Source organism: Cardiobacterium valvarum (assembly GCF_900460955.1).
In the GTDB taxonomy this organism is placed as follows: domain Bacteria; phylum Pseudomonadota; class Gammaproteobacteria; order Cardiobacteriales; family Cardiobacteriaceae; genus Cardiobacterium; species Cardiobacterium valvarum.
This window is the reverse complement of the sequence record NZ_UFUW01000001.1, coordinates 595158-620374: the sequence shown is the minus strand read 5'-3', so window position 1 is coordinate 620374 and position 25217 is coordinate 595158. Positions and strand designations below refer to the sequence as shown.

General features: G+C 61.4%; 27 protein-coding genes. 18 read left to right on the top strand and 9 right to left on the bottom strand.

The annotated features are described in order from the left end of the window. The first annotated feature begins 99 nt into the window (after positions 1–99). The 3 genes from DY250_RS03030 (at position 100) to DY250_RS13600 (ending at position 2363) form a co-directional block, all read left to right on the top strand. Complete coding sequence (locus tag DY250_RS03030) at positions 100–525, top strand: hypothetical protein (RefSeq protein WP_115610858.1); 426 nt, start codon at positions 100–102, stop codon at positions 523–525. A 48-nt stretch (positions 526–573) separates the two neighbouring features. Further along, the gene (locus DY250_RS03025) at positions 574–1662 is read left to right on the top strand and encodes an anhydro-N-acetylmuramic acid kinase (protein WP_115610857.1); all 1089 of its coding nucleotides are present in this window, start codon (positions 574–576) and stop codon (positions 1660–1662) included. Between the two features lie 128 nt (positions 1663–1790). Next, positions 1791–2363 (top strand): hypothetical protein, encoded by a 573-nt coding sequence (locus DY250_RS13600; protein WP_147293440.1) that lies wholly within the window; start codon positions 1791–1793, stop codon positions 2361–2363. A 13-nt stretch (positions 2364–2376) separates the two neighbouring features. Here DY250_RS13600 and DY250_RS03020 read toward each other — a convergent pair whose 3' ends face one another. The 3 genes from DY250_RS03020 to nirK all read right to left on the bottom strand — a co-directional run bounded on the left by DY250_RS03020 (position 2377) and on the right by nirK (position 6095). Beyond that, positions 2377–2877, bottom strand: a complete 501-nt coding sequence (locus DY250_RS03020) for a FixH family protein (protein ID WP_115610856.1) — start codon at positions 2875–2877, stop codon at positions 2377–2379. Next, positions 2874–4244: a cytochrome c oxidase accessory protein CcoG gene (ccoG, locus tag DY250_RS03015; protein ID WP_115610855.1), complete on the bottom strand. Its 1371-nt coding sequence runs from the start codon at positions 4242–4244 to the stop codon at positions 2874–2876. Before ccoG ends, DY250_RS03020 begins: the two co-directional genes overlap by 4 nt. A gap of 675 nt (positions 4245–4919) precedes the next feature. After that, positions 4920–6095, bottom strand: a complete 1176-nt coding sequence (nirK, locus tag DY250_RS03010) for a copper-containing nitrite reductase (RefSeq protein ID WP_115610854.1) — start codon at positions 6093–6095, stop codon at positions 4920–4922. A 178-nt stretch (positions 6096–6273) separates the two neighbouring features. On the opposite strand from nirK, the gene DY250_RS03005 reads away from it, so the two are divergent. From DY250_RS03005 to DY250_RS02940, 14 genes are all read left to right on the top strand, one after another. Then, positions 6274–8280 carry a site-specific recombinase gene (locus DY250_RS03005; RefSeq protein ID WP_115610853.1) on the top strand — a complete coding sequence of 669 codons (2007 nt, stop codon included), beginning with the start codon at positions 6274–6276 and terminating at the stop codon, positions 8278–8280. A gap of 180 nt (positions 8281–8460) precedes the next feature. After that, positions 8461–9174, top strand: a complete 714-nt coding sequence (locus DY250_RS03000; RefSeq protein WP_115610852.1) for a beta-ketoacyl synthase chain length factor — start codon at positions 8461–8463, stop codon at positions 9172–9174. Continuing rightward, on the top strand, positions 9171–9926 hold the full coding sequence (locus tag DY250_RS02995; RefSeq protein WP_115610851.1) for a lysophospholipid acyltransferase family protein: 756 nt from the start codon (positions 9171–9173) through the stop codon (positions 9924–9926). Before DY250_RS03000 ends, DY250_RS02995 begins: the two co-directional genes overlap by 4 nt. Beyond that, the gene (locus tag DY250_RS02990; RefSeq protein WP_115610850.1) at positions 9923–10201 is read left to right on the top strand and encodes a phosphopantetheine-binding protein; all 279 of its coding nucleotides are present in this window, start codon (positions 9923–9925) and stop codon (positions 10199–10201) included. The genes DY250_RS02995 and DY250_RS02990 overlap by 4 nt, the downstream gene beginning before the upstream one ends. Then, entirely contained in the window at positions 10194–10448 is a 255-nt protein-coding gene (locus DY250_RS02985) for an acyl carrier protein (protein WP_370639336.1), read from the top strand. Before DY250_RS02990 ends, DY250_RS02985 begins: the two co-directional genes overlap by 8 nt. 88 nt (positions 10449–10536) lie before the next feature. Beyond that, positions 10537–11073 (top strand): REP-associated tyrosine transposase, encoded by a 537-nt coding sequence (locus DY250_RS02980; protein WP_115610849.1) that lies wholly within the window; start codon positions 10537–10539, stop codon positions 11071–11073. Positions 11074–11128: 55 nt separating this feature from the next. Continuing rightward, positions 11129–11665, top strand: a complete 537-nt coding sequence (locus tag DY250_RS02975; RefSeq protein WP_115610848.1) for a COG4648 family protein — start codon at positions 11129–11131, stop codon at positions 11663–11665. Continuing rightward, positions 11662–13236, top strand: coding sequence for an ApeI family dehydratase (locus DY250_RS02970; protein ID WP_172542172.1), 1575 nt, complete (start codon positions 11662–11664; stop codon positions 13234–13236). The genes DY250_RS02975 and DY250_RS02970 overlap by 4 nt, the downstream gene beginning before the upstream one ends. Positions 13237–13281: 45 nt before the next feature. Next, the gene (locus DY250_RS02965; protein WP_115612748.1) at positions 13282–14010 is read left to right on the top strand and encodes a glycosyltransferase family 2 protein; all 729 of its coding nucleotides are present in this window, start codon (positions 13282–13284) and stop codon (positions 14008–14010) included. Continuing rightward, positions 14007–14951, top strand: a complete 945-nt coding sequence (locus DY250_RS02960) for a lysophospholipid acyltransferase family protein (protein WP_115612749.1) — start codon at positions 14007–14009, stop codon at positions 14949–14951. The genes DY250_RS02965 and DY250_RS02960 overlap by 4 nt, the downstream gene beginning before the upstream one ends. Next, a complete protein-coding gene (locus tag DY250_RS02955; protein WP_115610846.1) occupies positions 14926–15387 on the top strand; it encodes an acyl-CoA thioesterase in 462 nt (153 codons plus the stop codon). The genes DY250_RS02960 and DY250_RS02955 overlap by 26 nt, the downstream gene beginning before the upstream one ends. A gap of 346 nt (positions 15388–15733) precedes the next feature. Beyond that, the gene (locus DY250_RS02950) at positions 15734–16897 is read left to right on the top strand and encodes an amino acid ABC transporter permease (protein ID WP_115610845.1); all 1164 of its coding nucleotides are present in this window, start codon (positions 15734–15736) and stop codon (positions 16895–16897) included. Continuing rightward, complete coding sequence (locus DY250_RS02945) at positions 16894–17991, top strand: amino acid ABC transporter permease (protein ID WP_115610844.1); 1098 nt, start codon at positions 16894–16896, stop codon at positions 17989–17991. The genes DY250_RS02950 and DY250_RS02945 overlap by 4 nt, the downstream gene beginning before the upstream one ends. After that, positions 17988–18734: an amino acid ABC transporter ATP-binding protein gene (locus DY250_RS02940; protein WP_115610843.1), complete on the top strand. Its 747-nt coding sequence runs from the start codon at positions 17988–17990 to the stop codon at positions 18732–18734. Before DY250_RS02945 ends, DY250_RS02940 begins: the two co-directional genes overlap by 4 nt. A 337-nt stretch (positions 18735–19071) precedes the next feature. Here the strand turns inward: DY250_RS02940 and icd are convergent, their stop codons facing one another. The 6 genes from icd to pyrB form a co-directional block, all read right to left on the bottom strand. After that, the gene (gene icd / locus DY250_RS02935) at positions 19072–20304 is read right to left on the bottom strand and encodes an isocitrate dehydrogenase (NADP(+)) (protein WP_115610842.1); all 1233 of its coding nucleotides are present in this window, start codon (positions 20302–20304) and stop codon (positions 19072–19074) included. A gap of 45 nt (positions 20305–20349) precedes the next feature. Beyond that, the gene (locus DY250_RS02930; protein WP_115610841.1) at positions 20350–21162 is read right to left on the bottom strand and encodes a sulfite exporter TauE/SafE family protein; all 813 of its coding nucleotides are present in this window, start codon (positions 21160–21162) and stop codon (positions 20350–20352) included. 7 nt (positions 21163–21169) lie between these two features. Next, complete coding sequence (locus tag DY250_RS02925) at positions 21170–21997, bottom strand: YwqG family protein (protein WP_115610840.1); 828 nt, start codon at positions 21995–21997, stop codon at positions 21170–21172. Positions 21998–22283: 286 nt separating this feature from the next. Continuing rightward, positions 22284–23051: a transferrin-binding protein-like solute binding protein gene (locus DY250_RS02920; protein WP_245951006.1), complete on the bottom strand. Its 768-nt coding sequence runs from the start codon at positions 23049–23051 to the stop codon at positions 22284–22286. A gap of 29 nt (positions 23052–23080) precedes the next feature. After that, on the bottom strand, positions 23081–23419 hold the full coding sequence (locus DY250_RS02915; RefSeq protein ID WP_006986105.1) for a P-II family nitrogen regulator: 339 nt from the start codon (positions 23417–23419) through the stop codon (positions 23081–23083). 13 nt (positions 23420–23432) lie between these two features. Further along, positions 23433–24479: an aspartate carbamoyltransferase gene (pyrB, locus tag DY250_RS02910; RefSeq protein ID WP_006986104.1), complete on the bottom strand. Its 1047-nt coding sequence runs from the start codon at positions 24477–24479 to the stop codon at positions 23433–23435. 190 nt (positions 24480–24669) lie between these two features. Here pyrB and dtd point away from each other — a divergent pair, with 190 nt between their 5' ends. Continuing rightward, positions 24670–25107, top strand: a complete 438-nt coding sequence (gene dtd, locus DY250_RS02905; RefSeq protein WP_115610838.1) for a D-aminoacyl-tRNA deacylase — start codon at positions 24670–24672, stop codon at positions 25105–25107. Positions 25108–25217: the final 110 nt, after the last annotated feature.

Here is a 25217-nt window from a genome sequence, read left to right as displayed (position 1 = left end):
GCGGGATGGGGCAAACATTACCTGAACGTATGTTGTGCCATTACAACAGATGACTATACTGCGCCCCGATTCCTTCCTTAAACAAACGAGGTACTTATTATGACAATGCGCGCACTCCTTTTGGCTGCTTTGACTGCTGCCGGTGTTTTGACCGCCTGCTCGGACGAAACCAAAGACAAGAGCAAAGAAGCCGCCGCTTCTGCTGCCAAAGACATGAAAGAAACCGCCGCTGCGGCGACCGACAAGGCAAAAGAAGCTGCCAGTGAAGCCGCCGACAAAGCTGCTGCCGCTGGTGAAGCCGTGAAAGAAAAAGTGGGTGAAGCTGCCGACAAGGCGAAAGAAGTCGCTACCGAAGCCGCCGATAAAGCCGCTGCCGCCGGTGAAGCCGTGAAAGAAAAAGCGGGTGAAGCCGTTGATGCCGCCAAGGCACACGTTCACGAAGCCGCCAGCAGTGTCGCCGAAGTCACCGCGCCGGCTGCTGCGGAAAAACCTGCCGAAGCTGCTCCGGCAGAAAGCGGCAAATAATCCGCCATCACCACCAAAAGCCCGCATAAGCGGGCTTTTTTCACGCTTATGACCACGACGACCCACTACTACATCGGCATCATGACTGGTACCAGTCTCGACGGCATCGACGCCGCGCTCATCCGCGCCGACGGCGACCATTACACCTACCTCGCCCACAGCGAGCAACCCATGCCGCCTGCCCTGCGCGCCGCGCTCTACGCCCTCTATCAGCCGGGCGACAACGAACTGCATCGCGCCGCTGTCGCCGCCTGGGAACATGCCGCCGCAAGTGCCGCTGCCGTCGCTGCCCTGCTCCGGGAAACCGGCCTGGATGCCGCCGCCATCACCGCCATTGGTGCCCACGGCCAAACCCTGCGGCACGAACCCGATCACGATCCGCCCTACACCATCCAACTGCAAAACCCCGCCCGCCTCGCCGAACAGAGCGGTATCGACACCATCGCCGATTTCCGCAGCCGCGACATCGCCTCCGGCGGTCAAGGTGCGCCGCTTGCACCACTCTTCCAGCGTGGCCTGCTCGGCCTAGAACGCGGCACCATCATCAATATCGGCGGCATCGCCAATATCAGCCTGCTCACCGCACAAGGCAGCAGCGGCTACGACACCGGCCCCGGTAACAGCCTCATGGATGGCTGGATACAGACTCATCGCGGCCTGCCCTTTGATGCCGACGGCGACTGGGCGCGCAGCGGCACTCTCCTGCCCGACCTGCTCGCCCGCTTCCTCGCTGACCCGTATTTCCACCGCCCACCGCCGAAAAGCAGCGGCCGCGACCATTTCCATCACGACTGGCTCAATCGCCATCTGCTCGGCATTGAAGCGGCGGCAGACGTGCAGCGCACCCTGCTCGAACTCACCGCGCGCAGCATCAGTGATGCCATCCTTGCCCGGCCGACAGGCGGAGAAATCATCCTTGCCGGCGGCGGCGCCAAGAATGCCTTTTTGGTCGAGCGCATCAATACCCACCTTGCCACGCACGGCTATCGCTGCACCCCCTGCCCTATTCCGACTCAGGCACTGGAAGCAGCAGGCTTTGCCTGGCTCGCCGCACAATTCATCCAACGCCGCCCGCTGGCCCTCGCCGCAACCACAGGCGGCCAACCGCGCATCCTCGGCGCCCTCTATCCGGCATGAATAGCCGCCTGCAAAACCTACAATCCCCATCCCGATGAGAAGCGGGAATGGGGATTAAAACGAAGACACAACTGTGCGCTATCTGCGCACCATACCGCTGTACCTCTTCACCATCACTGCCGATGCGATTGACGTTAACCGTCCCAAATTTAGCCCCTCGTTATCGTTATCGACCAGGCACACATCCTGAGGAAAAAACAGCATGGCCGAGACCCAGCATTCTTCCCGCTTGGCACGAAACCAGCATTCTTCCCGCTTGGCGCAAACCCAGTATTCTTCCCGTTTGGCTCGAACCCAGTATTCATCCCGCTTGGCGCAAACCCTGCATTCTTCCCGCCTGGCGCAAACCCAACATTCTTCTACTTGGCGCAAACCCTGCATTCTTCCCGCTTGACGCAAACCCTGCATTCTTCCCGCTTGGCGCGAACCCTGTATTCATCCCGCTTGGCGCAAACCCTGCATTCTTCCCGCTTGGCGCAAACCCTGCATTCTTCCCGCTTGGCGCGAACCCTGCATTCTTCCCGCTTGGCGCAAACCCAGTATTCTTTCCGTTTGGCTCGAACCCAGTATTCATCCCGCTTGGCGCAAACCCAGCATCCTTCCCGCCTGGCGCAGACCCAGCATTCTTCTCGTTTGGCGGCAATTCTTATTCAAAAAAAAAACAAGCAGGCCTGAACCTGCTTGTTTACTGCGCCTGCTGACCGCCGGAACTGCTCAGGGGTTATCGAGGCGGATGACCGGCTCGCTGGCGGACGTGGGTTCGCCGTGTTTGGGGTGGCGGCGTTTGCCCTTGATTTGCCAGCTATTGTCGGCGGGAGCAAGGGTGAGGTACCACGTCGCCTGTTTTAGCGTGTCGCGGACAGCGGGCGGCAGCGGATAATGATTCGGCGCGGTAGCCGTCAGGGTGAGGCTCTGGTCGTATTCAGCCTTGCTGGCATGTTGCAGACTGAGAGTCAGCGGCTCTATGGACGGTGGTTCGCGCTCAAGGGTAATCGTGCCACCATCTATGTTGAGCGTGGCGGTGATAGCGGTGTGACCCATGTCGCGCTTTTGCGGCGAGAGGCCGGTTTTATAGTAATCCGGCAGCACGGGCGCTTCTTTGCTGCTCACCGCAAGGTAGATGGTGTAGATGCTGCCGCAGACGGTCGCAAGCGGGATGGCAATGATGAGCAGCAGGATGTGGTTTTTGTACCAGGGACGGTTGTCGGTATTCATTTGCTGAGGAATTTGCTGGTTTCGCGATGGGCGGCGGCGGGGGCGTCGTCGGGGGTGACAATAAATTCGAGGTTCATGTTAGTGCTGGTCAGGTTTTTACGCGGGACGTTGACGCGCAGCACGGTTTCGGACACGGCGCCGATATCAACGCTGAGGTGGGTTTTACCATCAATTTCCGCACCGGCAATGCCGGCGACGCTGAGGGTATAGCGGCGCGGGTGCTCGGTTTTGTTGAGGATTTTCACGGTGTAGATGTTCTGGATGCGGCCACCGCTGATTTTGCGCGCCAGCACGTTACGGTCGCGCAAGATATTTACATCGAGGTCGCTTTTGCCGGTAATGCTCAAGGCAAAGAGGAGGGCAGCAACGCAGAGTACGGCGCCGTAAGCGAGGGTTTTCGGGCGCAACAGACGCGTTTTCTGCCCTGTGAGGCGGTTGGTCGAGGTGTAGCGAATGAGGCCGCGCGGCGCCTTGAGCTGATCCATCATGTTGTCGCAGGCATCAATACAGGCAGCACAGGCGATACATTCGAGTTGCAGGCCGTCACGGATGTCAATGCCGGTCGGGCAGACTTGCACACACATGGTGCAATCCACACAGAAACCGAGCGTTTCAGGGTGCTCACGGTCCTGTTTTTTCAGGCGACGGCGTGGTTCGCCGCGTTTGGCGTCGTAGGCAATGATGAGGGTGTCGCGGTCAAACATCGCTCCCTGGAAACGGGCATAGGGGCAGAGATATTTGCAGAATTGTTCGCGCACAATGCCTGCTTGCAGGTAACAGAAGCCGCCGTAGAGGGCAATCCACAAGTAGGCGTTCAGGTCGGCGCGCAGGGTGAAGAAGTCGGGGATGAGCTGGCGGATGGGGGTGAAATAGCCTACAAAACCGATACCGGCGGCAAGCGCCACCCCTGCCCACAGGCTATATTTGAGGATACGCTTGCGCCCTTTTCTGCCATGCCACGGCTCGCGCGCGAGTTTGAGCTGCTCAGAACGGTTACCTTCGATTTTCTGCTCAATCCAAAGAAAAACTTCGGTGTAAACGGTGTGCGGACAGGCATAGCCGCACCAGACACGCCCCAAAAGGGCGGTCGCGAAGAAAAGTAGCAGCGCGAGACCGAGGAGGATAAAGGTGAGGAGGATGAAGTCTTGCGGCCAGATGTTGAGGCCGAAGATGTAGAAACGGCGGTGCGGCAGGTCAAAAAAGATGGCCTGACGCCCGCCCCACTGGAAGAACGGCAGGATGTGGAAGATGCCGAGCAGCACCAGCAGGGCGGTTTTGCGCAGGCTGGCAAAGCGCCCCTTGACGGGACGCGGGCGGATTTTGACGTGTTTTTCGTAGAGGGTTTCGCTGGTTATCGCGGTGTTCATGATGATGCCTGTTATTAATATCGCAATTGGGCGACATTATAGTGGCGGTACGAGTGTTGCTCGTTGTTTTCTCGGCGGTTTTTTCCGATTTTTTCGTTTGGTTTTTTTACAGGGACAGGAAAGGGCAGGTATCTGTTTTATTAACGTCAGTTAATGACTTTTTACGGCACCTGTAATTTTTGCCTTTTCTGTCGGTATGTAGTTTTTTTGCAACGTTTTCAGGGAGAAACTGCGTATTTTTAACCACAGTAACGCTTGCCAATACTGCTGGACGGCGAGCAGCCAAGGAACATGCTGCAAACATCGACTTTTTGCGCTATCCACTGTTTTTATTTATATTTTTTACATTGGCACAGTTTGCGCATTTAATTAAGTGTGACAGTAAGCTTAGGACAAGCGCACATTCTTTGGTCGAGAATGTTACGGTCACGACCTTGTGCAGGATGCATTGCGAGGAAGGGGCAAGACGCCTGAATGTGTGAGTTATTCCCCCCTGCTGTGGCAGGGGGATTTTTTTTGCGCGTGTACAACAGGGTTGTTGTATAGCTACAAATCCGGCGGCATTTGGTATGAGCTAGCAGCTTCCCGCTGCCAAGTCAACCACACGCTTTCTACCGAGCACGCCTAACAAAAAAGGAAGGCTTACGCCTTCCTTTTCGCTTGATTGTGAACGGCTTATTTTTTTGCCGGTTCAGCAGGAGCTTTGGCTTCTACGCCACCCGCCATCGGGCCTGGCGCTTTGACTTGCTCCATCAGGTCGTTGTTCCACTCGCCATCAACGCGGACATGACCAGCGGCGCCAAGGTTGAACGCTTCGATCAGGTTGTGGTTGACATAGGCATAGGTGCCCGGCTGCTTGAAGGTGTACATCGCCGCCCCGGCTGAACCTGCGGCGATAGACCAGGTTTCCAGATCTTGTGCCGGCGGATCGGCGAGATTACCGCGTTCCCAAACGTATTCACCGTGACCGCCGATGATGTGCGGGTAGGTGTAGCGGTTGGCTTGCGAGTGGTAGAACATCACGGTTTCGCCGACTTTCGCGGTCATGGCGTTGTCGCCGGCCAGCGAGCCCTTGCTTTCGCCGAAGACGATGTGGGTCGGTACCAGGCCATCCATGACCGCCTTGTCGTCGGCAAACGAGGCAGACGGGTTGTCATAGCGTTTGTAGTTGCCTTTTTCGTCTTTCGGGATGTAGTAGTCCTGTTCGCCAATATAGTAGGCCCTGTCGTAGGTCAGTTTGTTGCCGTTCTTGTCTTTAATGCCATCTTTCGGAATGACGAGAATCGCGCCGTTCATGCCATGCACGACGTGCCACGGAATCATCGCGCCGCCCGGTGCGCAGTGGTAGATGAACACGCCCGGCTTGGTTGCCTTGAAGCGCAGCACAACTTCCTGCCCCGGTGCAACGTGAGTCAATTCACCTGCACCAAGGGCACCCGTTGAAGCGTGGAAGTCAATATTGTGGATGAGCTGGTTCTTGGCGTCATTTTTCAGGGTGAGTTCGACATAATCATCTTGGTGAACGACAATCATCGGACCCGGTACATGACCGTCATACGCAAAAGCCCACATGAACACGCCTGGCTCGACTTCGATTTCCTTTTCCTGGATGGTCATCTCCACTTCGACGATGCGCGGTTTAGCCGGTGCTTCGAGAGTGTGCTCCGGTACGCCGGGCGGGGCGACGAGCTTCTGCTTGACGCGTTCCAGCTTGTCAAGTCCTTCGGCCTGCACGCCGACTTTATAGCCTTCAATACCGCCGGTGTGCGGAGCACCTTCTGCGGCATAGCTGAGAGGGGCAGCAGCCAGCATGGATGCTGCGACGGAGAGGGATAGCCAAGTTTTTCGCATGATGCGCTCCTGTCTTGCTTGTTGTGAATAAAAGGTGATTTTTTTTAAAAATTGTAGAGAAGTATCGAAATACGGTGATTGACCTGCATCAATAAGCAGGAAATATAGCCGCACCTGACAACCACGCGGTGTTCCATTAAGATTGCCGCCCCCCAAAAATAGAAGGAGGACCAAGGATATGCCCGATAAAAACCTCACCCTGCGCGAACGCCGCGCCATCACCGCCTGCGATGCCGATGGCCTCATCACCCTGCTTGCCGCCGAGGAAAAAGCCCTGACCATGCTGCGCTACCTCGCCGAATGGCTACGTCAGGGTGGTGTGGCACAAGCCAACGACCGCCTGCTTACCTTCAACCGCGCCCTCGAAAAACACGACGCCCCGCGCGAACACATCAGCCGCGCCCTGCATCAATGGCTGCAAGCGCTGCACGTCTATGCCAGCTTCGTCAACGTCGGCATCTTCGCACGCACCGGCATCCTGCATGAAACCCGCACCCTGCTCTATGACCGCATCAATCCGCTGCCGGTTGACGAAAGCCAGTTGCAAGACGTGCTCGACAGCGTCTTCAACGGTAGCAAAGACCTCGAATGGCTCGCTACCATCAGCCCGCTACACTGGGTCGGCCTCTACACCCGCCTCAGCCCCGATGCCGAACAAAGCCGCCGCACCCGCCTGCTCATGCGCGACGAACTCACCTATGCGCTGGAAATGCTCGCCATCCGCCTTAGCGCTGAAGACCTTGCGCCTGACCTTATCCGTCTCGACAAACGCCTCCTCGACATTGACTCACCCTTCGTCTCGCTTGAACGCGAACTGGTACGGCTCATCGATAACTGGCGCAGCGAACCGGACAGCCGTCCCGATGCCGACACCCTCGCCCAGGCGGGCGTCCTCATCGACCAGGCACGGCAACAACTGCACCACCTGAGTAGCCGTGCCATCGCCTCCGGCAGCTCGCTCGCAACCGCACACCTATTAGAACGCCTTACCCAAAGCCTTGACCGCCTCGAAGCCCTGCTGGCTGTGCTTACCGCCGAAAGCAGCGAAAACGAAGCGCGACACTGGCTGGCGCTCATCAACCAGCTCATCGACAGTGGCCTGCGCCGCCGTAACATCCGCCACCTGTGGCGCAGCAGCGCTTACCTCCTCAGCCAGTCCATCACCCAGCACAAAAGCGCGCACGGCGAACACTACATCGCCCGTGACTGGCGCAGCCTTGGCCGCCTCTTCGCCAGCGCGGCAGGCGCGGGCATCCTTATCGCCCTCATGGCCGGGCTGAAAATCCACCTCGGCACCCTCAACATCAGCTACAACACCTACATCCTGCTCTCCAGCCTCGACTACAGCATCGGCTTCGTCCTCATCTACCTCTGCCACTGCACTGTCGCCACCAAACAACCGGCGATGACTGCCGCGCGCATGGCCGAAGCCGTGGAAAAAAGCAGCGGCGGACGGGCAGCGGCGCGGAAAATTGCCCAACTGCTCATCGACGTAAACCGCTCGCAGACCGCCGCCGTGCTCGGCAACATCACCGTCGCCATGAGCGTCGCCGCCCTTATCAGCTGGACCTACGCGGCGAACAACGGCACCGCCCTGCTCAGTGCCAAAACCGCCGCCAAACAAATGCACGCCCTCAGCCTGCCCGCTGCACTTTTCTACGCCGCCATCGCCGCCGTGTGGCTCTTCTGCTCCGGCATCATCGCCGGCTACTACGACAACCGTGCCCAATACCTGCGCCTGCGCGAACGCCTGCGCGTCAACCCGCTGCTGCGCCGCATCACCACGGCAAACATGCGCGCACGCATCGCCGATTTCATCCATGACCACCTGGGCGCACTGGCCAGCAACTTCATCTTCGGCCTGCTGCTCGGCATCACCCCGTGGATCGGCAAAACCCTCGAACTGCCGCTGGACATCCGCCACATCGCCTTCTCCTCGGCGAACCTCGCCTACGCCGCCGCCAGCCAGCCGCCTGGCTTCTGGGTGTTCCTGCAAGGCTTCCTGGCGGTCATTGCCATCGGCCTCGTCAACCTCTGGGTGAGCTTCTACCTGGCGCTGCGCATCGCCCTGCGCGCCCGCGACAGCCGCTTTCCCGAACTGCGCCAGTTCTACAGCGTTCTCAAAGAAGAAATCCGCCGCGACCCGAAAAGCCTCATTTTCCCGGCGGAACGCAAGGGAGTCTAAAAACCCGTCCAGCGGGATAAATACTGGCCCCGCGCTAGGCAGATCAATGGAACGATCATGTCTGCGGTAACATTGTTTTGAGCGCGGCAGCAAGGGCAGCGAGCACTGCCCCGCCTTGCCGCCATAAGGCAAAACCGCTAGCATAAACCCATCATTAACAGGCATTAACCGTACCGTCTCATGGCATATTCCTTCCGCCTCATCGCGTGGCACGCCGTCGCCCCGCGCCTGCATACCCCTGCCGACTGGCAGCAATGGGCGGAACACCCGGAAAGCCTGGCCGACCTCCCTGAGCGCGCCCCAGACCTCACCCACATTCCCGCCCTGCAACGCCGCCGGCTCGCCCCCGCCGCACGCCTGATGACCGCCGCTCTGCAACCGCTTGCCGCCTACGGCTCCGCTCCGCTTATCTACATCTCGCACGACGGCGAAATCAACCGCAGCTTCGCCCTTTGGGACGAACTCATCCGTGCAGACACCATCTCGCCGCTCTCCTTCGGCCTCTCCGTTCACAACGCCCTTCCCGGACAATACGCCATCCTGCACGACGACACGAGCGAACAAACCGCCCTCTGCGCACGTGAAGCCTGCCTGGAAACCGCCGTCATCGAAGCTTGTGCCACCCTCGCCGATGGCGCGCCGCAAGTACGCCTCGCCGTCGTCGAAAATCCGCCCGACGCTGCCCACCCGCTTGCGGGCAGTGCCCCCTTCCCCTTCGCCCTCGCCCTGCTGATCGCCCCCGGCGATAGCCATCGTCTGCGCCGCGAAACGGCCGACGACACCGACTGTGGCAAATACTGGACGGCTCTGGACTGGATACGCGCCGAAATCCGCCATGATGCCGCGCAAACCGTCACCTGCCGGGGCATATGCTGGCAGTGGGAGCACCTATGAGTATGCTCAGCCGCACCCTGCGCCTTATCAGCACCCTCATCGCCTACCTCGCCTTTGGCCTGGTCGGCGCGAGTTTCGCCCTTATCCTGCCGTTTGCCCTGCGCCGCCTGCCCGAAGGACTTGCCGGCCAGCGCCGCGCCCGTCGCATCGTTGCCCGCATCTGGACAGGCTACCTCACTGCCATGCGCTGGGGCGGCATCTACCGCGTCACCTGGCATGGCCGCGAACGCCTTGGCCGTCCCGGTCAGCTCATCCTCGTCAACCATCCCTCGCTGATGGATGTGCTCTTCATGATCAGCGCCGTGCCGGAAGGCAACTGCGTCGTCAAAGCCTCGCTGCTCACGAACCCCAGCATGCGCCCGGCCATCCGCGCCTGCGGCTACATCCCGAACGACGCCTCACTCGAACTCATCGAAAAAACCGCCGCCGTGCTTGCCGAAGGCCAGACCCTCATCCTCTTCCCCGAAGGCACGCGCACCGGCTACGACGGCATCATCCGCTTAAATCGCGGCGCCGTCTCCATCGGCCTGCGCGGTGCACACGTTATCACCCCGGTCGTTATCCGCATGACGCCGCCCGGCCTCAAACGCGGCGACCCGTGGTACAAAATCCCGCCGCGCCCCTATCGCTACGACATCCGCGTCGGCGACGACATTGATCCTGAGGACTACCTGCGGCGCAAACCGCTGCCACTCGCGGCGCGCCTCTTGAACGACGACCTCACCCACTACTTCCAAAAGGAAACCACATGACAGACAACCTCAAACAACAACTCAAAGCCCTCATCATCGACAAACTGGGGCTGGAAGATATCACCCCGGCCGACATCGGCGACGACACAGCGCTCTTCGCCGACGACGGCCTCGGTCTCGACTCCGTCGATGCCCTCGAACTCGGCCTCGCCATCCAGAAAGCCTACAACTTCCCGATGGAAAACGACGCCCAAACCCTGCGCGATCACTTCTACAGCGTCAACACCCTCGCCGCCTGGATCGAAACCAAACAAGGACAAGCCCATGCTGGATGAAGCCCAAATCTACGACATCCTGAAAACCACCCTGACCGAACTCTTCGAAATCGAGCCGGCGCGCATCCACAAAGACGCCAACCTCTACGAAGACCTCGAAATCGACAGCATTGACGCCATTGACCTCATCGACCACGTCAAACGCAAAACCGGCTACCGCCTCGTCGCCGAAGACTTCCGCCACGTGCGCACCATCGGCGACGTCATTGCCGCCGTGTTGCGCAAACAAGAGCAGGACAAAACGTAACAACCCGCACAGGGCGAATCTTGGCCCACGCCCTAGAACAACCTCCGGCGTAGCCCACCGCTAACCCGAAGCATAAAAACCCCACCGTATGCCCAACTACCGCAGAGATTACACCTTGGGCGGGTGCTACTTCTTCACCGTCGTCCTGCAAGACCGGCGGGCAAACTGGCTCATCCGCTACATAGATGCCTTCCGCGCCGCCTGGCGGGCAGTCGCCGTGCACTATCCGTTCACCACTATCGCCGTCACCCTCCTGCCGGAACACTTCCATGCCGTCCTGACACTACCGGAAAACGACCACGACTACTCCCAACGTCTGGGCGCCCTGAAAAGCCTGTTCAGCCGCAGCATCCCGCCGATATGTCGCCAAACAAACGCCAGCAAACAAAACAAGCGGGAAAGTGGCATCTGGCAACGCCGCTTCTGGGAACACCGCATCCGTGACCGCCACGATCTCGAACGGCACATCCACTACACCTACTACAACCCTGTAAAACACGGCTACGTCCGGCGAGTTGCCGACTGGCCTTACACCTCCTTCCACCGCGACGTCAAAAACGGCCTTTTCCTGCCGGATTGGGGCGAAGCCATCGCCTCGTCAAGCCAAAACCTCTATGACGACTAACCCTTCCCAACCGCATGGTGGGCCAAGGCCCACCCTACGTCCGCAAATACCATCCATGCCCATCCGCCACCTCATCCGCCCCACCATCTGGCTGCTCACCCTCGCCTACCCGTGGCTGTGGTACTACGGTCGCGGCGCACGCGCCCTTGCCCTCCTCATGGCCGCCGCCTGGCTGCTGCGCGCCATACTCGCGCCGCGTCGCGCCGTCCGCCTCGGCGCACTGGCACTCGCCGCCTACTTCACCGCCACCACCTTGCTTGACAACAAAAACGCGCTGACCCTCTACCCGCTCATCATCAACGCCACCCTGCTTATCGCCTTCACCGCCAGCCTTATCCACCCGCCGAGCGCCATCGAGCGCCTCGCCCGCCTGCAACATCCCGACCTGCCACCGGCAGGCATCGCCTACACCCGCCGCGTCACACAAATCTGGTGCGGTTACTTCATCGTGAACGGCGGCATCATCGCCACCCTCAGCCTCATCGGCGCCGAACGCGCCTGGGCGCTCTACACCGGCGTCATCTCCTACATTCTCATGGGCCTCCTCCTCGCCGGCGAATGGCTCTACCGCCGCTACCGACTCAAAACATGAACATCATCCTCACCGAAGCCCTCGCCCGCAGCCCGCATGGTGCAGCCATCCGCGCTGCCGCCTGCGCCCTCGCCCCACACCTCCGCCACCCGCAACGCCTCGCCTGCGACAATCCGCTCACCCTTGCCGCCGCCCTCATCGCTTGCGCCATCACCGGCGAGCCCGCCGAACTCCTGCCACGCGACGACGGTGCACCCGATACCCTGCGCGACAGCGACATTCCGCTGACGTCCGCTGCCCACAGCGCGCCCCCCCTGCCATCCTTGCATGACATCCCCCTCACCCTCTCTACCTCCGGCACCACCGGCACCGGCAGCCGCGTCCCCAAAACCCTCGGCGCGATGCTGAGCGAAAGCGCGGCCCTGCTCACCCTGCCGCACTGGCCCCGCAGCGCCACCGCCCTCGGCAGCGTCCATCCGCAGCACCTCTACGGCCTCACCTTCCGCACCATCCACAGCCTCCTCGCCGGTTGGCATATCGACCCAGCCCAGCACCGCTACCCCGAACTGCTGCTTGACGCCAGCCGTCGCAGCACCACCCCGCAAGTCTGGATCAGCACCCCGGCACTGCTGCACACCCTCGTCGCCGGACACGACCTTACCCCGTGGCGCGGCCGCGTTGCCTGCATTACCAGCGCGGGCGGCGCGCTCGACCCCGCCGTTGCTGCCGCCCTGCGCGCCCAACTCGGCTGTGCCGTGCTCGACATCTACGGCAGCACCGAAAGCGGCGTCATCAGCATCGACGACGGCACGGGTCGCCACCCGCTGCCCGGCGTTACCACCCGCCGCGACCCCGACGGCGCACTACACGTCAAAAGCCCGTGGACCCACGGCTGGATTGCCACCGGCGACCTTGTGGACGAAGCGCACAACCTCCTCGGCAGAAGCGACCGCATCATCAAACGCGGCGACAAACGCATCGCCCTGAACGCCCTCGAACACAGCCTGAACAACGACCCGACCATCGCCGACAGCCACTGCGCCCTGCACCCCGACAGCGGCCACCTCTACGCCTGGATCGCCCTCAGCGACGATGGCATCCGCGCCTGGCGCGACGAAGGCCGCCCTGCCCTGCTCGCCCGCTGGCGCGCCCTGCTCCTGCAACAGCACGATCGCCTCGCCGTGCCGCGCCACATCCGCGTTACCGACCGCCTGCCGCGCAACAGCCAGGGCAAAATCGCCCGTGCCGACTGGGAACGCGCCCTGCGCGAGCCCATCCTCAATCCCGCCTGGCAGCCGCCGCAAGTTGACGGCGACACCCACATCTACCGCGCCCGCGTCCCGCTCGACCTGCACTACTGCAAAGGCCACTTCGACCGGATCGCCCTCGTGCCGGGCGTGGTGCAATGCCGCTGGGCGCTTGACCTCGCCGCGCACGACCTCGGCCTCAACGCCACCATCAGCGCCATCGAACAACTCAAATACCAACAATTCCTGCGCCCCTACGACCTCCTGACCCTCACCCTGCGCTACGACGCAGCACGCGGCAAACTGCACTTCACCTGCGACAACGGCCACGGCAAATGCGCCTCCGGCCGCATCGTGTACCGCCTGAACGACGCACCTGTCTGATGGCATTCCCGCTGACACGACCCTGCTACCACTGTGATTCCCGCCATGCACCCCATCGCCCTCATCCCCCATTACAACCACGGCTGCACCCTCGCCGCCGTCACTGCCGCCCTGCGCGCGCTCGACCTGCCCGTCCTCATCGTTGATGACGGCTCAAGCGCTGCCGATCTGGCCGCCGCGCAAGCCCTCGCCGCCGGTAATCCTGACATCCATCTCCTCGCCCGCGCCAAAAACGGCGGCAAAGGCGCCGCCGTCAAGGACGGCATCCGCTGGGCGGCAGCACACGGCTACAGCCACGCCTTGCAGGTGGACGCCGACGGCCAGCACGACCTCGCCGACGTCGCCCGCTTCCTTGCTGCCGGACGCACCAACCCGCAGGCGCTTGTCTGCGGCCGCCCCGCCTACGGCGACGATGCACCGAAAAGCCGTCTTTACGGGCGCAAAATCACCAACTTCTGGCTGTGGGTCAACACCGGCAGCCGCGCCATCCACGATGGTATGTGCGGCTACCGCCTCTATCCCGTGGCCAGCACCGCCGCTCTCCTGCAACGGCACCGCTGCGGCGACCGCATGGATTTCGACATCGAAATCCTCGTTCACCACTACCGCCACGGCACGCCGCTCGTCTGGCTCGATACCCGTGTCCGCTACCAGGCGGATGGTATCTCGCATTTCCGCCTCTGGCGCGACAATCTGCGCATCAGCGCCATGCATGCCCGCCTCTTTTTCAGCGGCATCCTGTGGCGGCTGCAAAAGCTATGGCGCAAAGCATGAACGACAACCACTGGGCCGCGCAGCACGAACGCGGCAACCCGCTCGCCCTGTGGCTGACCACGCAAATCGTGCGCCACTTCCCCGCCTGGCTGCTGCCGCTTGCCGTCGCCGTCATCAGCGGCTACTACTACGGCACCAGCCCGCGTGCGCGGCGCAACATCGCCCGCTATCAGCGCCGCCTCGTCGCCAGCACCCCCGACCTGCACCTGCCGCGATTTGCCGCCTACCGACAAATCCGCAGCTTCGCCGAAGCGATTGCCGACCGCTTCGCCGTGTGGCAACGCCGCCTCACCTACCGCGACCTCACCGTCTCCGACCCGGACAACATCTACCACCGCATGGATCACCCTGCCGCCGGGGCGCGCGGTGAAATCCTGCTGTGCAGCCACCACGGCAACATGGAAATCTGCCGTGCACTGGTCGCCCATCACCGACATTTCGCGCTGAACATCCTCGTCCACAACAAGCACGCCCCCGCCTACAACCGCGCCCTGCAAAAAGCGGGCGCCGACGACATCCGCATGATTCAGGTGAGCGAACTCGACGCCGCCATCATGCTTGAACTGCAACAACGCGTGGAGCGCGGCGAATGGCTGGCGATCGCCGCCGACCGCGTGCCGCTGCGCGGCGAAAAGACCGTGCGCGTCCCCTTCCTCGGCGACGATGCCATCTTCGCGCAGGGGCCGTGGCTGCTCGCCGGGCTCCTGCATACCCGCCTCAACACCCTCTTTTGCCGCAAAGTGCGTGGCCGCTACCACTTGCATCTTGCCAACTTCGCCACAAGCATCACCTGGCAGAAAAGCACCCGTCACGCCATCATTCATGCTGCTGCCGCACGCTACGCCCGCCTGCTCGAAGACGAATGCCGCCGCGCACCGCTGCAATGGTTCAACTTCTACGACTTCTGGAACGACGATGAAAAACGCCCGCCTCATCCTTGAATACCCGCACCACATTCCCTTCTTCGACGTGGACAGCATGCATATCGTCTGGCACGGCCACTACATCAAATACCTCGAACTGGCGCGCTGCGCCTGGCTCGACCGCCTGGATTACGGCTACGCGCAAATGGCAGCAGCAGGCTACGGCTGGCCCGTCGCCCAACTCAACCTCAAATACATCCGCCCGGCACGCTTCGGCCACCACATCACCATCCGCACCGGCCTGCGCGAATACGAAAGCTGCCTGAAACTCGACTACACCATCCATGACCGCGACAGCGGCGCATTGCTCACCAAAGCATCCACCATGCAAATCGCGGTGCGCCTCGATAATGGCGAAACCCAGTACCAAACCCCCGCTGACTGGCAGGCCCGCATCCACGCGGCGCTAGCGCGTGAGGCGGCGGAGGGGCAGTGGTATCGTCGTTTCAAATAGAACTGATACGGTGTTGGCGAGCCCCGCCAGGCGGCATCAATATCGGGCCCGCCAAGCGGTGTAATTACTGGGCCCGTCAAGCGGCATCAATACCGGACCCGTCAAGCGGGATAAACACTGGGCCCGCCAAGCGGCGTAATTACAGGCCCTGCCAAGCGACGTAAACACTGGGCCCGCCAGGCGGTATGGTTTGCGGGCTTTGTCGCTGCGAGATTTATCTCATTCCTTCCTTAAATGCTTCCCCCACGGAGAAAGCCTTTGGTTATCCCCACCACACTTTTCCTTATTGGCATTTCTGCCGGGGGCAGTGTAAGGTTTTGCCCCTTCTTTTCTTGCGGAGGTTTTGATGGATATCGCTGGGCGCCTGCGGCGCTGGTCTGTTCAGGGGCTGCTGCTTTTGGCAGTGGCAGGCGTCGCCTGGCTGCTGTGGCGCAACACGGCGGCAAATATGGCATCACACGGCATGTCGCTCAGCTTTGCGTTTCTCGACAACCCTGCCGGTTTTGCCGTCAGCCAGCATTTGCTGCCGTATCAGGAAAGCGACAGTTATGCCCGCGTGTTTGTCGTCGGGCTGTTGAACACGCTGCTGGTGTCGGCGCTTGCGATTGTCGCCGCCACCATCCTCGGCACGGTCGTCGGTGTGCTGCGCGTGTCGCGTAACTGGCTGATGCGCCAACTCGCCGCCGTGTATGTCGAGCTGTTCCGCAATGTGCCGCTACTGTTGCAGCTTTTTTTCTGGTACTTCGCCGTGCTTGCTGTCCTGCCCGCACCGCGTGCCAGCACGCTGCGCTGGGGTTGCGAAGAAACGGGCTGTCTCGCTGCGCTCAGTAATCGTGGTCTCGTCCTCGCTGCACCGCTATGGCAGGCAGCGCTGCAATGGGCGGTTGCCGCCTTGGTGAGTGGCGTCGTTGCTGCCTTTCTGCTGCGTGGCTGGAACCGTCGCCGGCAGCGGCGAAGCGGGCAGGTGCTGCGCCTGTGGTGGGCGTATGCACTGCTTGTCGTCGTGTTGCCGCAGGCGGTGTTTTTCGCGCTGGTCGAGCCGGCGCAGGTCAGCCGTCCGCTGTTGCAGGGTTTTAATTTTCGCGGCGGTGTGACGCTGCTGCCGGAGCTGCTGGCGCTGTGGCTGGCGCTATCGCTGTATAGCGCCTCGTATGTGGCGGAATATGTGCGCAGCGGTATCGCCTCGGTGCCGCGCGGGCAGTATGAAGCGGCGGAGTCGCTCGGCCTGCCGCCGGCGCGGGTGATGCGCCTCGTCGTGCTGCCGCAGGCGCTGCGGGTGATGGTGCCGCCGCTGACCAGCCAGTTTGCCAATGTGGTGAAAAACTCGTCGCTGGCAACCGCGATTGCTTACCCCGACCTGGTCTCGGTCTTTACCGGCACGGCGCTCAATCAGACGGGGCGCGCGGTCGAGATTATTGTGATGACGATGGCGGTCTATCTCGCTATCAGTCTGGTGATTTCTTTATTGATGAACGGCTATAACCGCCGTGTCCGCCTGGTGGAACGATGAGTGATTTTTCCTATTTGCCTGACCGCGCCCCGCCCGCGTCCGAATTTGGCCTGTGGTGCTGGCTGCGCCGTAACCTGTTCGCCTCACCGCTGCACGTCTGCCTGACCCTGCTGGCTCTGTACCTGCTTTACCGCATCCTGCCGCCGCTCTTTCTCTGGGCAGTATGGCACGCCGATTTTCGCGGCACGACTGCTGCCGATTGCGCCTCCGGCGGCGCCTGCTGGGTCTTCATCAAGATGCGCCTGGCGCAATTCCTCTACGGCTTTTACCCCGAAGCAGAACGCTGGCGGGTGTGGCTGCTGTTCCTCGGCATCGTCCCCGCCACCTTCGCCGCATTGTGGTTTGGGCGCGGGCGGATGCGACTGTGGACGCTGGTCTTCACCCTCTTCATCCTGCCGCCGCTATCGTGGTTCCTGCTACGCGGCGGCATCCTCGGCCTGCCGCTGGTGCGCAGCAACCAATGGGGCGGGATGATGCTGACCTTCGTCGTCGCCTCCGCCGGGCTGGTCTTCGCCCTGCCGCTTGGCATCCTGCTTGCGCTGGGGCGCACCTCGCGCCTGCCGGTGCTGCGCCTCTGCTGCACCGTTTTCATTGAACTGTGGCGCGGCGTGCCGCTTATTACCGTCCTCTTCATGGCGAACGTCATGCTGCCGCTCTTCCTGCCTCCACATATCCACGTCGATAACCTCCTGCGCGCGCTGATAGGCGTGGCGCTCTTTGCCTCGGCCTACATGGCGGAAGTGGTGCGCGGCGGTTTGCAGGCCATCCCGCGCGGCCAATATGAAGCAGCGGACAGCCTCGGCCTCGGCTACATCGCGAAAATGCGCCTCGTCATCCTGCCGCAGGCGCTGGTGACCGTCATCCCCGGCATCACCAACACCTTCGTCGGCCTCTTCAAAGACACCACCCTGGTCTCCATCATCGGCCTCTTCGACTTCCTCGGCATCGTCCACTCGGCAGGACAGGATCCCGCCTGGCTCGGCCACGGCATGGAAGGCTACGCCTTCTGCGCCCTCGTTTACTTCCTGCTCTGCTACGGCATGAGCCACACCAGCTACCGCATCGAACGCCACTTCACCCCGGAACGCCCATGACAGACGCCATCAACATCCACCACCTCAACAAGTGGTACGGCAAATACCACGCCCTGAAAAACATTGACCTGAACGTAAAAAAAGGCGAGCGCCTCGTCATCTGCGGCCCGTCCGGTTCGGGCAAATCGACGCTGATCCGCTGCATCAACCGCCTGGAAAACTATCAAGAAGGCGAAATCCGTCTGGACGGCGAAGTCCTCACCGGCAGTACCAAACAGACGCGCGATCTCAGGCGCAAAGTCGGCATGGTCTTCCAGCAGTTCAACCTCTTCCCGCACCTCACCATCCTCGACAACCTCACCCTCGGCCCCATCTGGGTGAACAAACAGCCGCGCGCACAGGCGGAAGCGACGGCGCGGCAATACCTGGAACGCGTCGGCATCCGCGAACAGGCGGACAAATACCCCGGCCAACTCTCCGGCGGACAGCAACAACGCGTCGCCATCGCCCGCGCCCTGTGCATGGACTGCGAAGTGCTGCTCTTCGACGAACCGACCTCGGCGCTCGACCCGGAAATGATCAAAGAAGTGCTGGACGTCATGATCGAACTCGCGGAAAACAGCCGCATCACCATGCTGGTGGTCACACACGAAATGGGCTTCGCGCGCACCGTCGCCGACCGCATTGTTTTCATGGACAAAGGGGAAATCCTCGAAACCGCTCCGCCGGAAAAGTTTTTCACCAACGCCCGCCACCCGCGCGCGCAGGAGTTTTTGAGCCAAATCTTGCAGCAGCCGGGGTAGGGGGATGCGGGTTTATACCGCTTGACACGGTGCCGAAAAAAACCTTCCCCCGCGCTTGAGGGGAAAGGTGGCCGAAGGCCGGAAGGGGGGCTCACTGATTATGCTGCTTGGCGCCCCAGTATTTACGCCATCTCTCAATGGAGAAAGGTCTTTTTTATCATGCGCGGAGAGTACTGCGATAAAAATGAAGGACTGAAGCCCCCTTAAGGCTTGGGCAGCCGCCAAGCGGCGTAAACACTGGGCCCGGCAAGCGGCGTAAATAGCGGTCTCGCATCCGCGACCGCAAAAAAAGCAGACCACTATGATCTTGCCTTTTTCACGACCCAAGCGGGGTATCTCAGCCGTTAATCTTCGCAATCAGTGCGTCGGCGAAGGCGCTGGTGGTAACTTCGGTCGCGCCGGTCATCAGGCGGGCGAAGTCGTAGGTGACGGTTTTGTCGGCAATTACCGCCGTAAAGGCGCGGTTGATGATGTCTGCCGCTTCCTGCCAGCCGATGTATTCGAGCATCATTACCCCGGAGAGCAGGATCGAGCTGGGGTTGACGCGGTTTTGTCCCGCGTGCTTCGGCGCGCTGCCGTGCGTCGCTTCAAAGATGGCCAGCCCTTCGCCGATGTTTGCCCCCGGCGCGATACCGATGCCGCCCACTTGTGCGGCGAGGGCGTCCGAGAGGTAGTCGCCGTTCAGGTTCGGCGTGGCGATGACGTCGTATTCCGCCGGGCGCAGCAGCATTTGCTGGAACATGGCGTCGGCGATTCGGTCTTTGATGACGATTTTGCCGTCAGGCACCACGCCGCCGTGTTTTTCATCCACTTCTTTTTCGCTGATGGTCTGCGCCGGATATTCGTCGCGCGCCACTTCGTAACCCCAGGTGCGGAAGGCGCCTTCGGTGTATTTCATGATGTTGCCTTTGTGCACCAGGGTTACGCTTTTGCGTTTATGGGTGATGGCGTGCTCGATGGCCATGCGTACCAGGCGCTTGCTGCCGTATTCGGAGATGGGCTTGATACCGAGTCCCGCCCCTTCGAAGAAGTGCGCGCCGAGTTCGTGGCGCAGGAAGTCGGCGAGTTTGCGGTTTTCTTCGCTGCCGGCGGCGTATTCGATACCGGCATAGACGTCTTCGGTGTTTTCGCGGTAGATGACCACGTCCACTTCTTCCGGACGCAGCATCGGCGAGGGGACGCCAGGGTAGTAGCGCACCGGGCGGACGCAGGCATAGAGGTCGAGTGTTTGGCGCAGGCTGACGTTGAGCGAGCGGAAGCCGCCGCCGACGGGCGTGGTGAACGGCCCTTTGATGGCGATGCGCAGTTCGCGCAGGGCGTCGCGGGTGCTGTCCGGGTAGTAGGTGCCGTATTGGGCGAAGGCGTCTTCGCCCAGCGGCAGTTCGACCCAGTGGATGCGGCGGGCATCGCCGTAGCTGCGGGCGATGGCAACGTCCCAGACGCGGCGCGCGGCCTGCATGATTTCCGGGCCGATGCCGTCGCCGCTGATGCAGCCGATGCGCGGCTGGGCGGGAACGTGCCACTGGCCGTTGTCGTAGCGGATGGTTTCGCCAGAGGGGGATGTGGTCATGGTGGACTCCTTGGGTTGGGTTAGTCGTTATTGGCAACGACTATATTAGAAGTGGGGATGTACTTTCCACAGCATATGGGCGGCGATGATCAGGAGATACAGGCCGAAGGCGCGTTGCAGGGCGCTGTCGGGCAAGCGGTGCGCGATTTTCACCCCCACGGGTGCGAGACAGAGGGTACTCAGCGCTAGCACGGCAGCGGCGGGCAGGTAGCAGTAGCCGAGTGAACCTGACGGCAGGCCGGTGACGTGCCAGCCAGCGAGCAGGTAGCCGACGGCACCGGACAGCGCCATTGGCCAGGCCAGTGCGCCCGAGGTGCCGATTGCCTGATGCACGGGCACGTTGCCACGCAGCATGAACGGCACCGACAGGGTGCCGCCGCCGATGCCCACCCAGCTTGAGAGCAGGCCGATCACGCCGCCGCTCAGGCAGATGCCGACAGTGCCGGGCAGGTGTCGCCCCGTCTGCGGGCGATAGCGGCAGAGCATTTGCAGGGCGATGGCGCAGACGAAGGCGATGAAGAAGAGTTGCAGGTAGTGGGCAGGAATGCGGGCGGCAAGCAGGGAGCCGAGCAGGGCACCGCCGACCATGGTCGGGGCCATGCGGCAGACGATATCCCAACGCACGCTACGCCGGCGGGCGTGCGCCAGCGCGCCGCTGAATGTGGTGCAGACCATGACGGCGAACGAGGTACCGATGGCGAGGTGCTGGATGTGCATACCGCCGAGATGTTGTGTTTCCAGCAGCCAGAGGACGATGGGCACGATAAGCAGGCCGCCGCCGATGCCGAACAGTCCGGCGAGAAATCCGGCCAGTGCGCCAGCCGTCAGCAGGGGAATAAGGACACTCAGGGCAAGCATGGCTTTCTCAGCCGCAGTCCCAGTTGTACCAGGCGCGCTCGAAGCGGCGGGCGGCAAGATCGGCCGGGTCGATAAAGAAAGCACCGACACCGATGTCGCCCCAGCAGACGTCCACCCCTTCGCCGACGTAAGAATCGAGCTGGAAAAGAAGGGCGGAAGCGGCGAGGTCGCTGTCATAAAAGCGCGGGTCGGTCTGGGTGAAGAAGGCGTGACCGCCGAGATGATTCGTGCCTTGCTGCGCGAAGGCGGCATTGATCACATCGTTGTCGTAGCAGTTCAGCCATTGCCCGTATTCCATACTGTAGAGTGCGGCAAAATCGGCGGTTTCGGTGAGGAGATAGTGCGGTGCGGGCGGCGCGAAGTGCATGGCATATTCGCCGGCGGCAGGGTGATACCACCCTTCCCCCTGTACCTGGTCAAACAACGCCTGCTGCGTTGCGCGCGCAAGCGACGGGGCGGCGGTGTCGGCGAAATAAACGCAGCGGTAGCGGCTGTTGCCGCGCAAGTCGTCGAAATCCTGCCCCAGCACATCGTCATAAGCGTCGATGTAGAAGACGAGGATGCCATACGCTGGCAGGCCGAGCGCCTGCGCCGCCCCTGCGGGCAGTTCTTCAAGATTGACCTGCGCCAACAGCGCCAGCGGCAGCCCTTCGGGGTTGACGGGGTAAGGCTGCGCCTGCGGCCAGTAGCCGATACCGCCGACACGCGAAGCGGTGAGCGGCAAATCGGCGGCCACGCTCAGACGGTAAGGGATGGAGGGACGCGCCGTGGCACGGACTTGCGCAAGCACATCGGCGGGAAGGTGCGGCTGTAACAGGGCGAGTATGTCGGACATGGTGCTTTCCTGATTGGAGTGTGTAACTATTGTAGGATAAATGTGGTTTTGTTGGGTTTCTCTGTGGTCAGGGTGTTGATGTCCGTGCCTGACGATCCCGCTTGACGGACCCAGTAATGATGCCGCTTGGTGCGAGAAACCCTCCCCCAATGGGGGAGGGTTTGGGAGAGGGTTGGATAAATCGCGAAGCGGCAAAACCCGACAACCACGCCGCTTAACGGGCCAGCTAAAAGTCGCGCACTAAAAAAAACCGCGCCGGAGCGCGGTTTGGTCGCAGAAGCGCTGGTTATTGGCGAATAGCACCGAAGCTGCCGGAAAGACGTTGGACGGTGTCGCTGAACAGGCCGCCAAGTTCGCGGGCATTGTCACCGTAGAAGTGACCGCCGCTGCTGACGGCAGCGCCGTTGGCGGTAGCGAAGCTGTTACCGCTGATGGTAGCGTTGATGGTCACTGGCGTGAAGGTCACGCTGTTATCCGTTGAGGTGATGGTGCCGTTTAGGGTTTTGGCAGCGAAGTCGGCGGTAAAGCGGCTGTCGCCGGTGCCGGCCTCGCCGTTGCGTACAAAGGCCGCCTGTCCGGCGTATTGGGCGCTGCCGCCGGTCGGCATGTTTGCAGTCGGCGTGCCCTGGCTGAAGATGTAGTCTTCGTCGCCGGATTTGATGTAACCGTAGCGGCTGTTTTGGTAGTCGAAGTTGCTGACGACAAAGATTTCGTAGCTTTTGCCATTTCTGCTGCGGATGTTGGTCGTCGTGATACTGCCGTTTTCGTTAACGGGGCGCAGGTTGAACTGTTTGCCGTTGACGTTCAGGGTATTGAGGTTGTCGCTGCCGATGTTGAGGGTGCGGTGGCTGCTGTTGATGGTGCTACCGCTGCGCACAACGACAGCGGTGCCGCGATAGAGGCCGCTTACGCTGTTGCCGGCGTTGTTGCCGGGGATATTGGCGGGCGGGGTGCCGGGGTCAAGCGGCGGATTGTTGTCGCCGCCACCACCGCCGCAGGCGCTCAGTAGCAGGGCAGTGCTCAGGCTCAGGGATAGGCGGATGTTGGTTTGCATGGGTACTCCTCTGTTGGTGGGATGGTTGTTCATAGTGCTTCATCGTCCAGTTCGCCGGTGCGGATGCGCACCACCCGTTCCAGCGAGGTGACGAAGATTTTGCCGTCGCCGATTTTGCCGGAGTTGGCAGTGTCGCGGATGGTTTCCACCACCCGCCCGGCAAGATCATCGCTGACCGCGATTTCCAGTTTCAGTTTCGGCAGGAAATCAATAACGTATTCCGCGCCGCGATAGAGTTCGGTGTGCCCTTTCTGCCGTCCGAAGCCTTTTACTTCGGTGACAGTGATGCCCTGCACGCCGATGTCGGACAGGGCTTCGCGCACGTCATCGAGTTTGAACGGCTTGATGATGGCGGTGATCATCTTCATCGGCGTGCTTCACTTAGTCGAATTGGTAGAAATCGGCGTCGCTGTCGCTGTAACGACGCGGGCGGTAGCCTTCCCACTTATGGAAGTGGCGGTCAATGTCCTTGTGCACGTCCAGCGCCATTGCAAACATCGCCATGCGCATGGTCACGCCGTTGTCCGCCTGGCGGAAGATGGCGAGATTCGGCAGGGTGTCGAGGTCGGTAGCGAGGTCGAAGGCGCCGGGACGGCTGTCGCGCGGCAGCGGGTGCATGATGATGATGTCTTTCGGCGCATATTCCGTGATGGCGGTGTGATTGATGCGGTAATCCTCGCTGTAGCCTTCCATTTCTTCGCCGCCTTCGATGCGCTCGCGCTGAATGCGGGTGGCGTACACCACATCCGCGCCGGGCAGGCCACTGGCGATGCTGTCAAACTCGCGCACGTGGTGGCCGGCGGTTTTCAAGCTGTCGAGCAGTTCCTGCGGCGCGGCAAGGGCGGGCGGAGCGACGAAATGGAAGGTGATGTTGCGGAAGAGGCGCAGCAGGCGGCAGAGCGAATGGATGGTGCGGCCATGTTTCAGGTCGCCGACCATGGCGATGGTCATGCCGTCGATGGTTTTGCCGAGGCGGGCAAACTCGCTGCTGATGGTGTAGTAGTCCAGCAGTGCCTGGCTGGGGTGTTCGCCGGTGCCGTCGCCTGCATTGATGACCGGCACGCGCAGGCCCTTGGCGAATTGGGCGACCGAGCCGGTTTCCGGGTGGCGCATGACGATAGCGTCAGCATAGCCGGCGATAACGCGCGCAGTATCTTCCAGCGATTCGCCTTTGGAAATGGAGGAGAAGGTGAAGCCGGTGGTGTCGCAGACGCGGCCACCCAGGCGGGAGAAGGCGGTATGGAAGCTGATGCGGGTGCGGGTGCTGGCTTCAAAGAAGAGGTTGGCCATGACCGCGCCGTCAAGAACATTGCAGCGGTACTGGCGGCGGGCGACCGGTTCGAGCGTCTGCGCGACAGCGAGCAGGGCTTCGAGATCGGGGCGGGTGAATTGGTCGATGGAAAGGATATGACGACCGGCTAGTGACATGGTTTTGGCTCCGTGTGAATTTACTGCATTATAAACCTGTCATGTTTCAACACACAGAACAACATATAAAGCGTTACCCTAATGTTGCCCTGAAATGGAAGAGCTCTTGCCTCTCCCCTTTAAATCTTCTGCCATAAATGACAGGGGTTCAACTAAAAAGGAAATTCTGATGAACATCCGGAGAGAATGAATGATTGCCCTGATTCAGCGGGTCAATGAAGCCTCGGTGACAGTGGACGACGCAACGGTCGCCGCCATCGGGCACGGCCTCCTGGCGCTTATCGGCATCGAAAAAACCGATACCGCCGCACAGGCCGCCCGCTTGCAGCAAAAACTGCTGAACTACCGCGTATTTGCCGACGCCGACGGCAAAATGAACCTGAATGTGATTGATGCGGCGGGCGAACTGCTGCTCGTCTCGCAATTCACCCTCGCCGCCAACACCGCAAAAGGCAACCGTCCCGGCTTCGACCCGGCGATGCCACCGGATGCGGCGGAAGCGATGTTCGCCCGCTTCTGCGCCGACGTGCAGCGGGAATACCCGCGCGTGCAAAGCGGCGTCTTCGGCGCGCATATGCAGGTGGCGCTGGTTAACGACGGCCCGGTGACGTTCTGGTTGCAGGTGTAGCGAAGCGCCTTCGTGCACGATAAAAAATCTCCCCCAGTGGGGGAGGTCTTTATGGAGAGCAGGCGCAAGCCTGCTTTTGCGTTCTTGGTAAGGGGGGCATCAATGCCGCC

What these genes read in the sequence shown, in the direction of transcription:
- ccoG (WP_115610855.1), bottom strand. Translation starts at nt 4,244, where the DNA reads ATGAACACCGCGATAACCAGCGAAACCCTCTACGAAAAACACGTCAAA.
- icd (WP_115610842.1), bottom strand. Translation starts at nt 20,304, where the DNA reads ATGACCACATCCCCCTCTGGCGAAACCATCCGCTACGACAACGGCCAG.
- DY250_RS02965 (WP_115612748.1), top strand. Translation starts at nt 13,282, where the DNA reads ATGCACCCCATCGCCCTCATCCCCCATTACAACCACGGCTGCACCCTC.
- DY250_RS02920 (WP_245951006.1), bottom strand. Translation starts at nt 23,051, where the DNA reads ATGCAAACCAACATCCGCCTATCCCTGAGCCTGAGCACTGCCCTGCTA.
- DY250_RS03030 (WP_115610858.1), top strand. Translation starts at nt 100, where the DNA reads ATGACAATGCGCGCACTCCTTTTGGCTGCTTTGACTGCTGCCGGTGTT.
- DY250_RS02945 (WP_115610844.1), top strand. Translation starts at nt 16,894, where the DNA reads ATGAGTGATTTTTCCTATTTGCCTGACCGCGCCCCGCCCGCGTCCGAA.
- DY250_RS03025 (WP_115610857.1), top strand. Translation starts at nt 574, where the DNA reads ATGACCACGACGACCCACTACTACATCGGCATCATGACTGGTACCAGT.
- DY250_RS02950 (WP_115610845.1), top strand. Translation starts at nt 15,734, where the DNA reads ATGGATATCGCTGGGCGCCTGCGGCGCTGGTCTGTTCAGGGGCTGCTG.
- pyrB (WP_006986104.1), bottom strand. Translation starts at nt 24,479, where the DNA reads ATGTCACTAGCCGGTCGTCATATCCTTTCCATCGACCAATTCACCCGC.
- DY250_RS03000 (WP_115610852.1), top strand. Translation starts at nt 8,461, where the DNA reads ATGGCATATTCCTTCCGCCTCATCGCGTGGCACGCCGTCGCCCCGCGC.
- DY250_RS02915 (WP_006986105.1), bottom strand. Translation starts at nt 23,419, where the DNA reads ATGAAGATGATCACCGCCATCATCAAGCCGTTCAAACTCGATGACGTG.
- nirK (WP_115610854.1), bottom strand. Translation starts at nt 6,095, where the DNA reads ATGCGAAAAACTTGGCTATCCCTCTCCGTCGCAGCATCCATGCTGGCT.
- DY250_RS02940 (WP_115610843.1), top strand. Translation starts at nt 17,988, where the DNA reads ATGACAGACGCCATCAACATCCACCACCTCAACAAGTGGTACGGCAAA.
- dtd (WP_115610838.1), top strand. Translation starts at nt 24,670, where the DNA reads ATGATTGCCCTGATTCAGCGGGTCAATGAAGCCTCGGTGACAGTGGAC.
- DY250_RS02980 (WP_115610849.1), top strand. Translation starts at nt 10,537, where the DNA reads ATGCCCAACTACCGCAGAGATTACACCTTGGGCGGGTGCTACTTCTTC.
- DY250_RS02995 (WP_115610851.1), top strand. Translation starts at nt 9,171, where the DNA reads ATGAGTATGCTCAGCCGCACCCTGCGCCTTATCAGCACCCTCATCGCC.
- DY250_RS03020 (WP_115610856.1), bottom strand. Translation starts at nt 2,877, where the DNA reads ATGAATACCGACAACCGTCCCTGGTACAAAAACCACATCCTGCTGCTC.
- DY250_RS02930 (WP_115610841.1), bottom strand. Translation starts at nt 21,162, where the DNA reads ATGCTTGCCCTGAGTGTCCTTATTCCCCTGCTGACGGCTGGCGCACTG.
- DY250_RS02990 (WP_115610850.1), top strand. Translation starts at nt 9,923, where the DNA reads ATGACAGACAACCTCAAACAACAACTCAAAGCCCTCATCATCGACAAA.
- DY250_RS02970 (WP_172542172.1), top strand. Translation starts at nt 11,662, where the DNA reads ATGAACATCATCCTCACCGAAGCCCTCGCCCGCAGCCCGCATGGTGCA.
- DY250_RS03005 (WP_115610853.1), top strand. Translation starts at nt 6,274, where the DNA reads ATGCCCGATAAAAACCTCACCCTGCGCGAACGCCGCGCCATCACCGCC.
- DY250_RS02955 (WP_115610846.1), top strand. Translation starts at nt 14,926, where the DNA reads ATGAAAAACGCCCGCCTCATCCTTGAATACCCGCACCACATTCCCTTC.
- DY250_RS02925 (WP_115610840.1), bottom strand. Translation starts at nt 21,997, where the DNA reads ATGTCCGACATACTCGCCCTGTTACAGCCGCACCTTCCCGCCGATGTG.
- DY250_RS02960 (WP_115612749.1), top strand. Translation starts at nt 14,007, where the DNA reads ATGAACGACAACCACTGGGCCGCGCAGCACGAACGCGGCAACCCGCTC.
- DY250_RS02975 (WP_115610848.1), top strand. Translation starts at nt 11,129, where the DNA reads ATGCCCATCCGCCACCTCATCCGCCCCACCATCTGGCTGCTCACCCTC.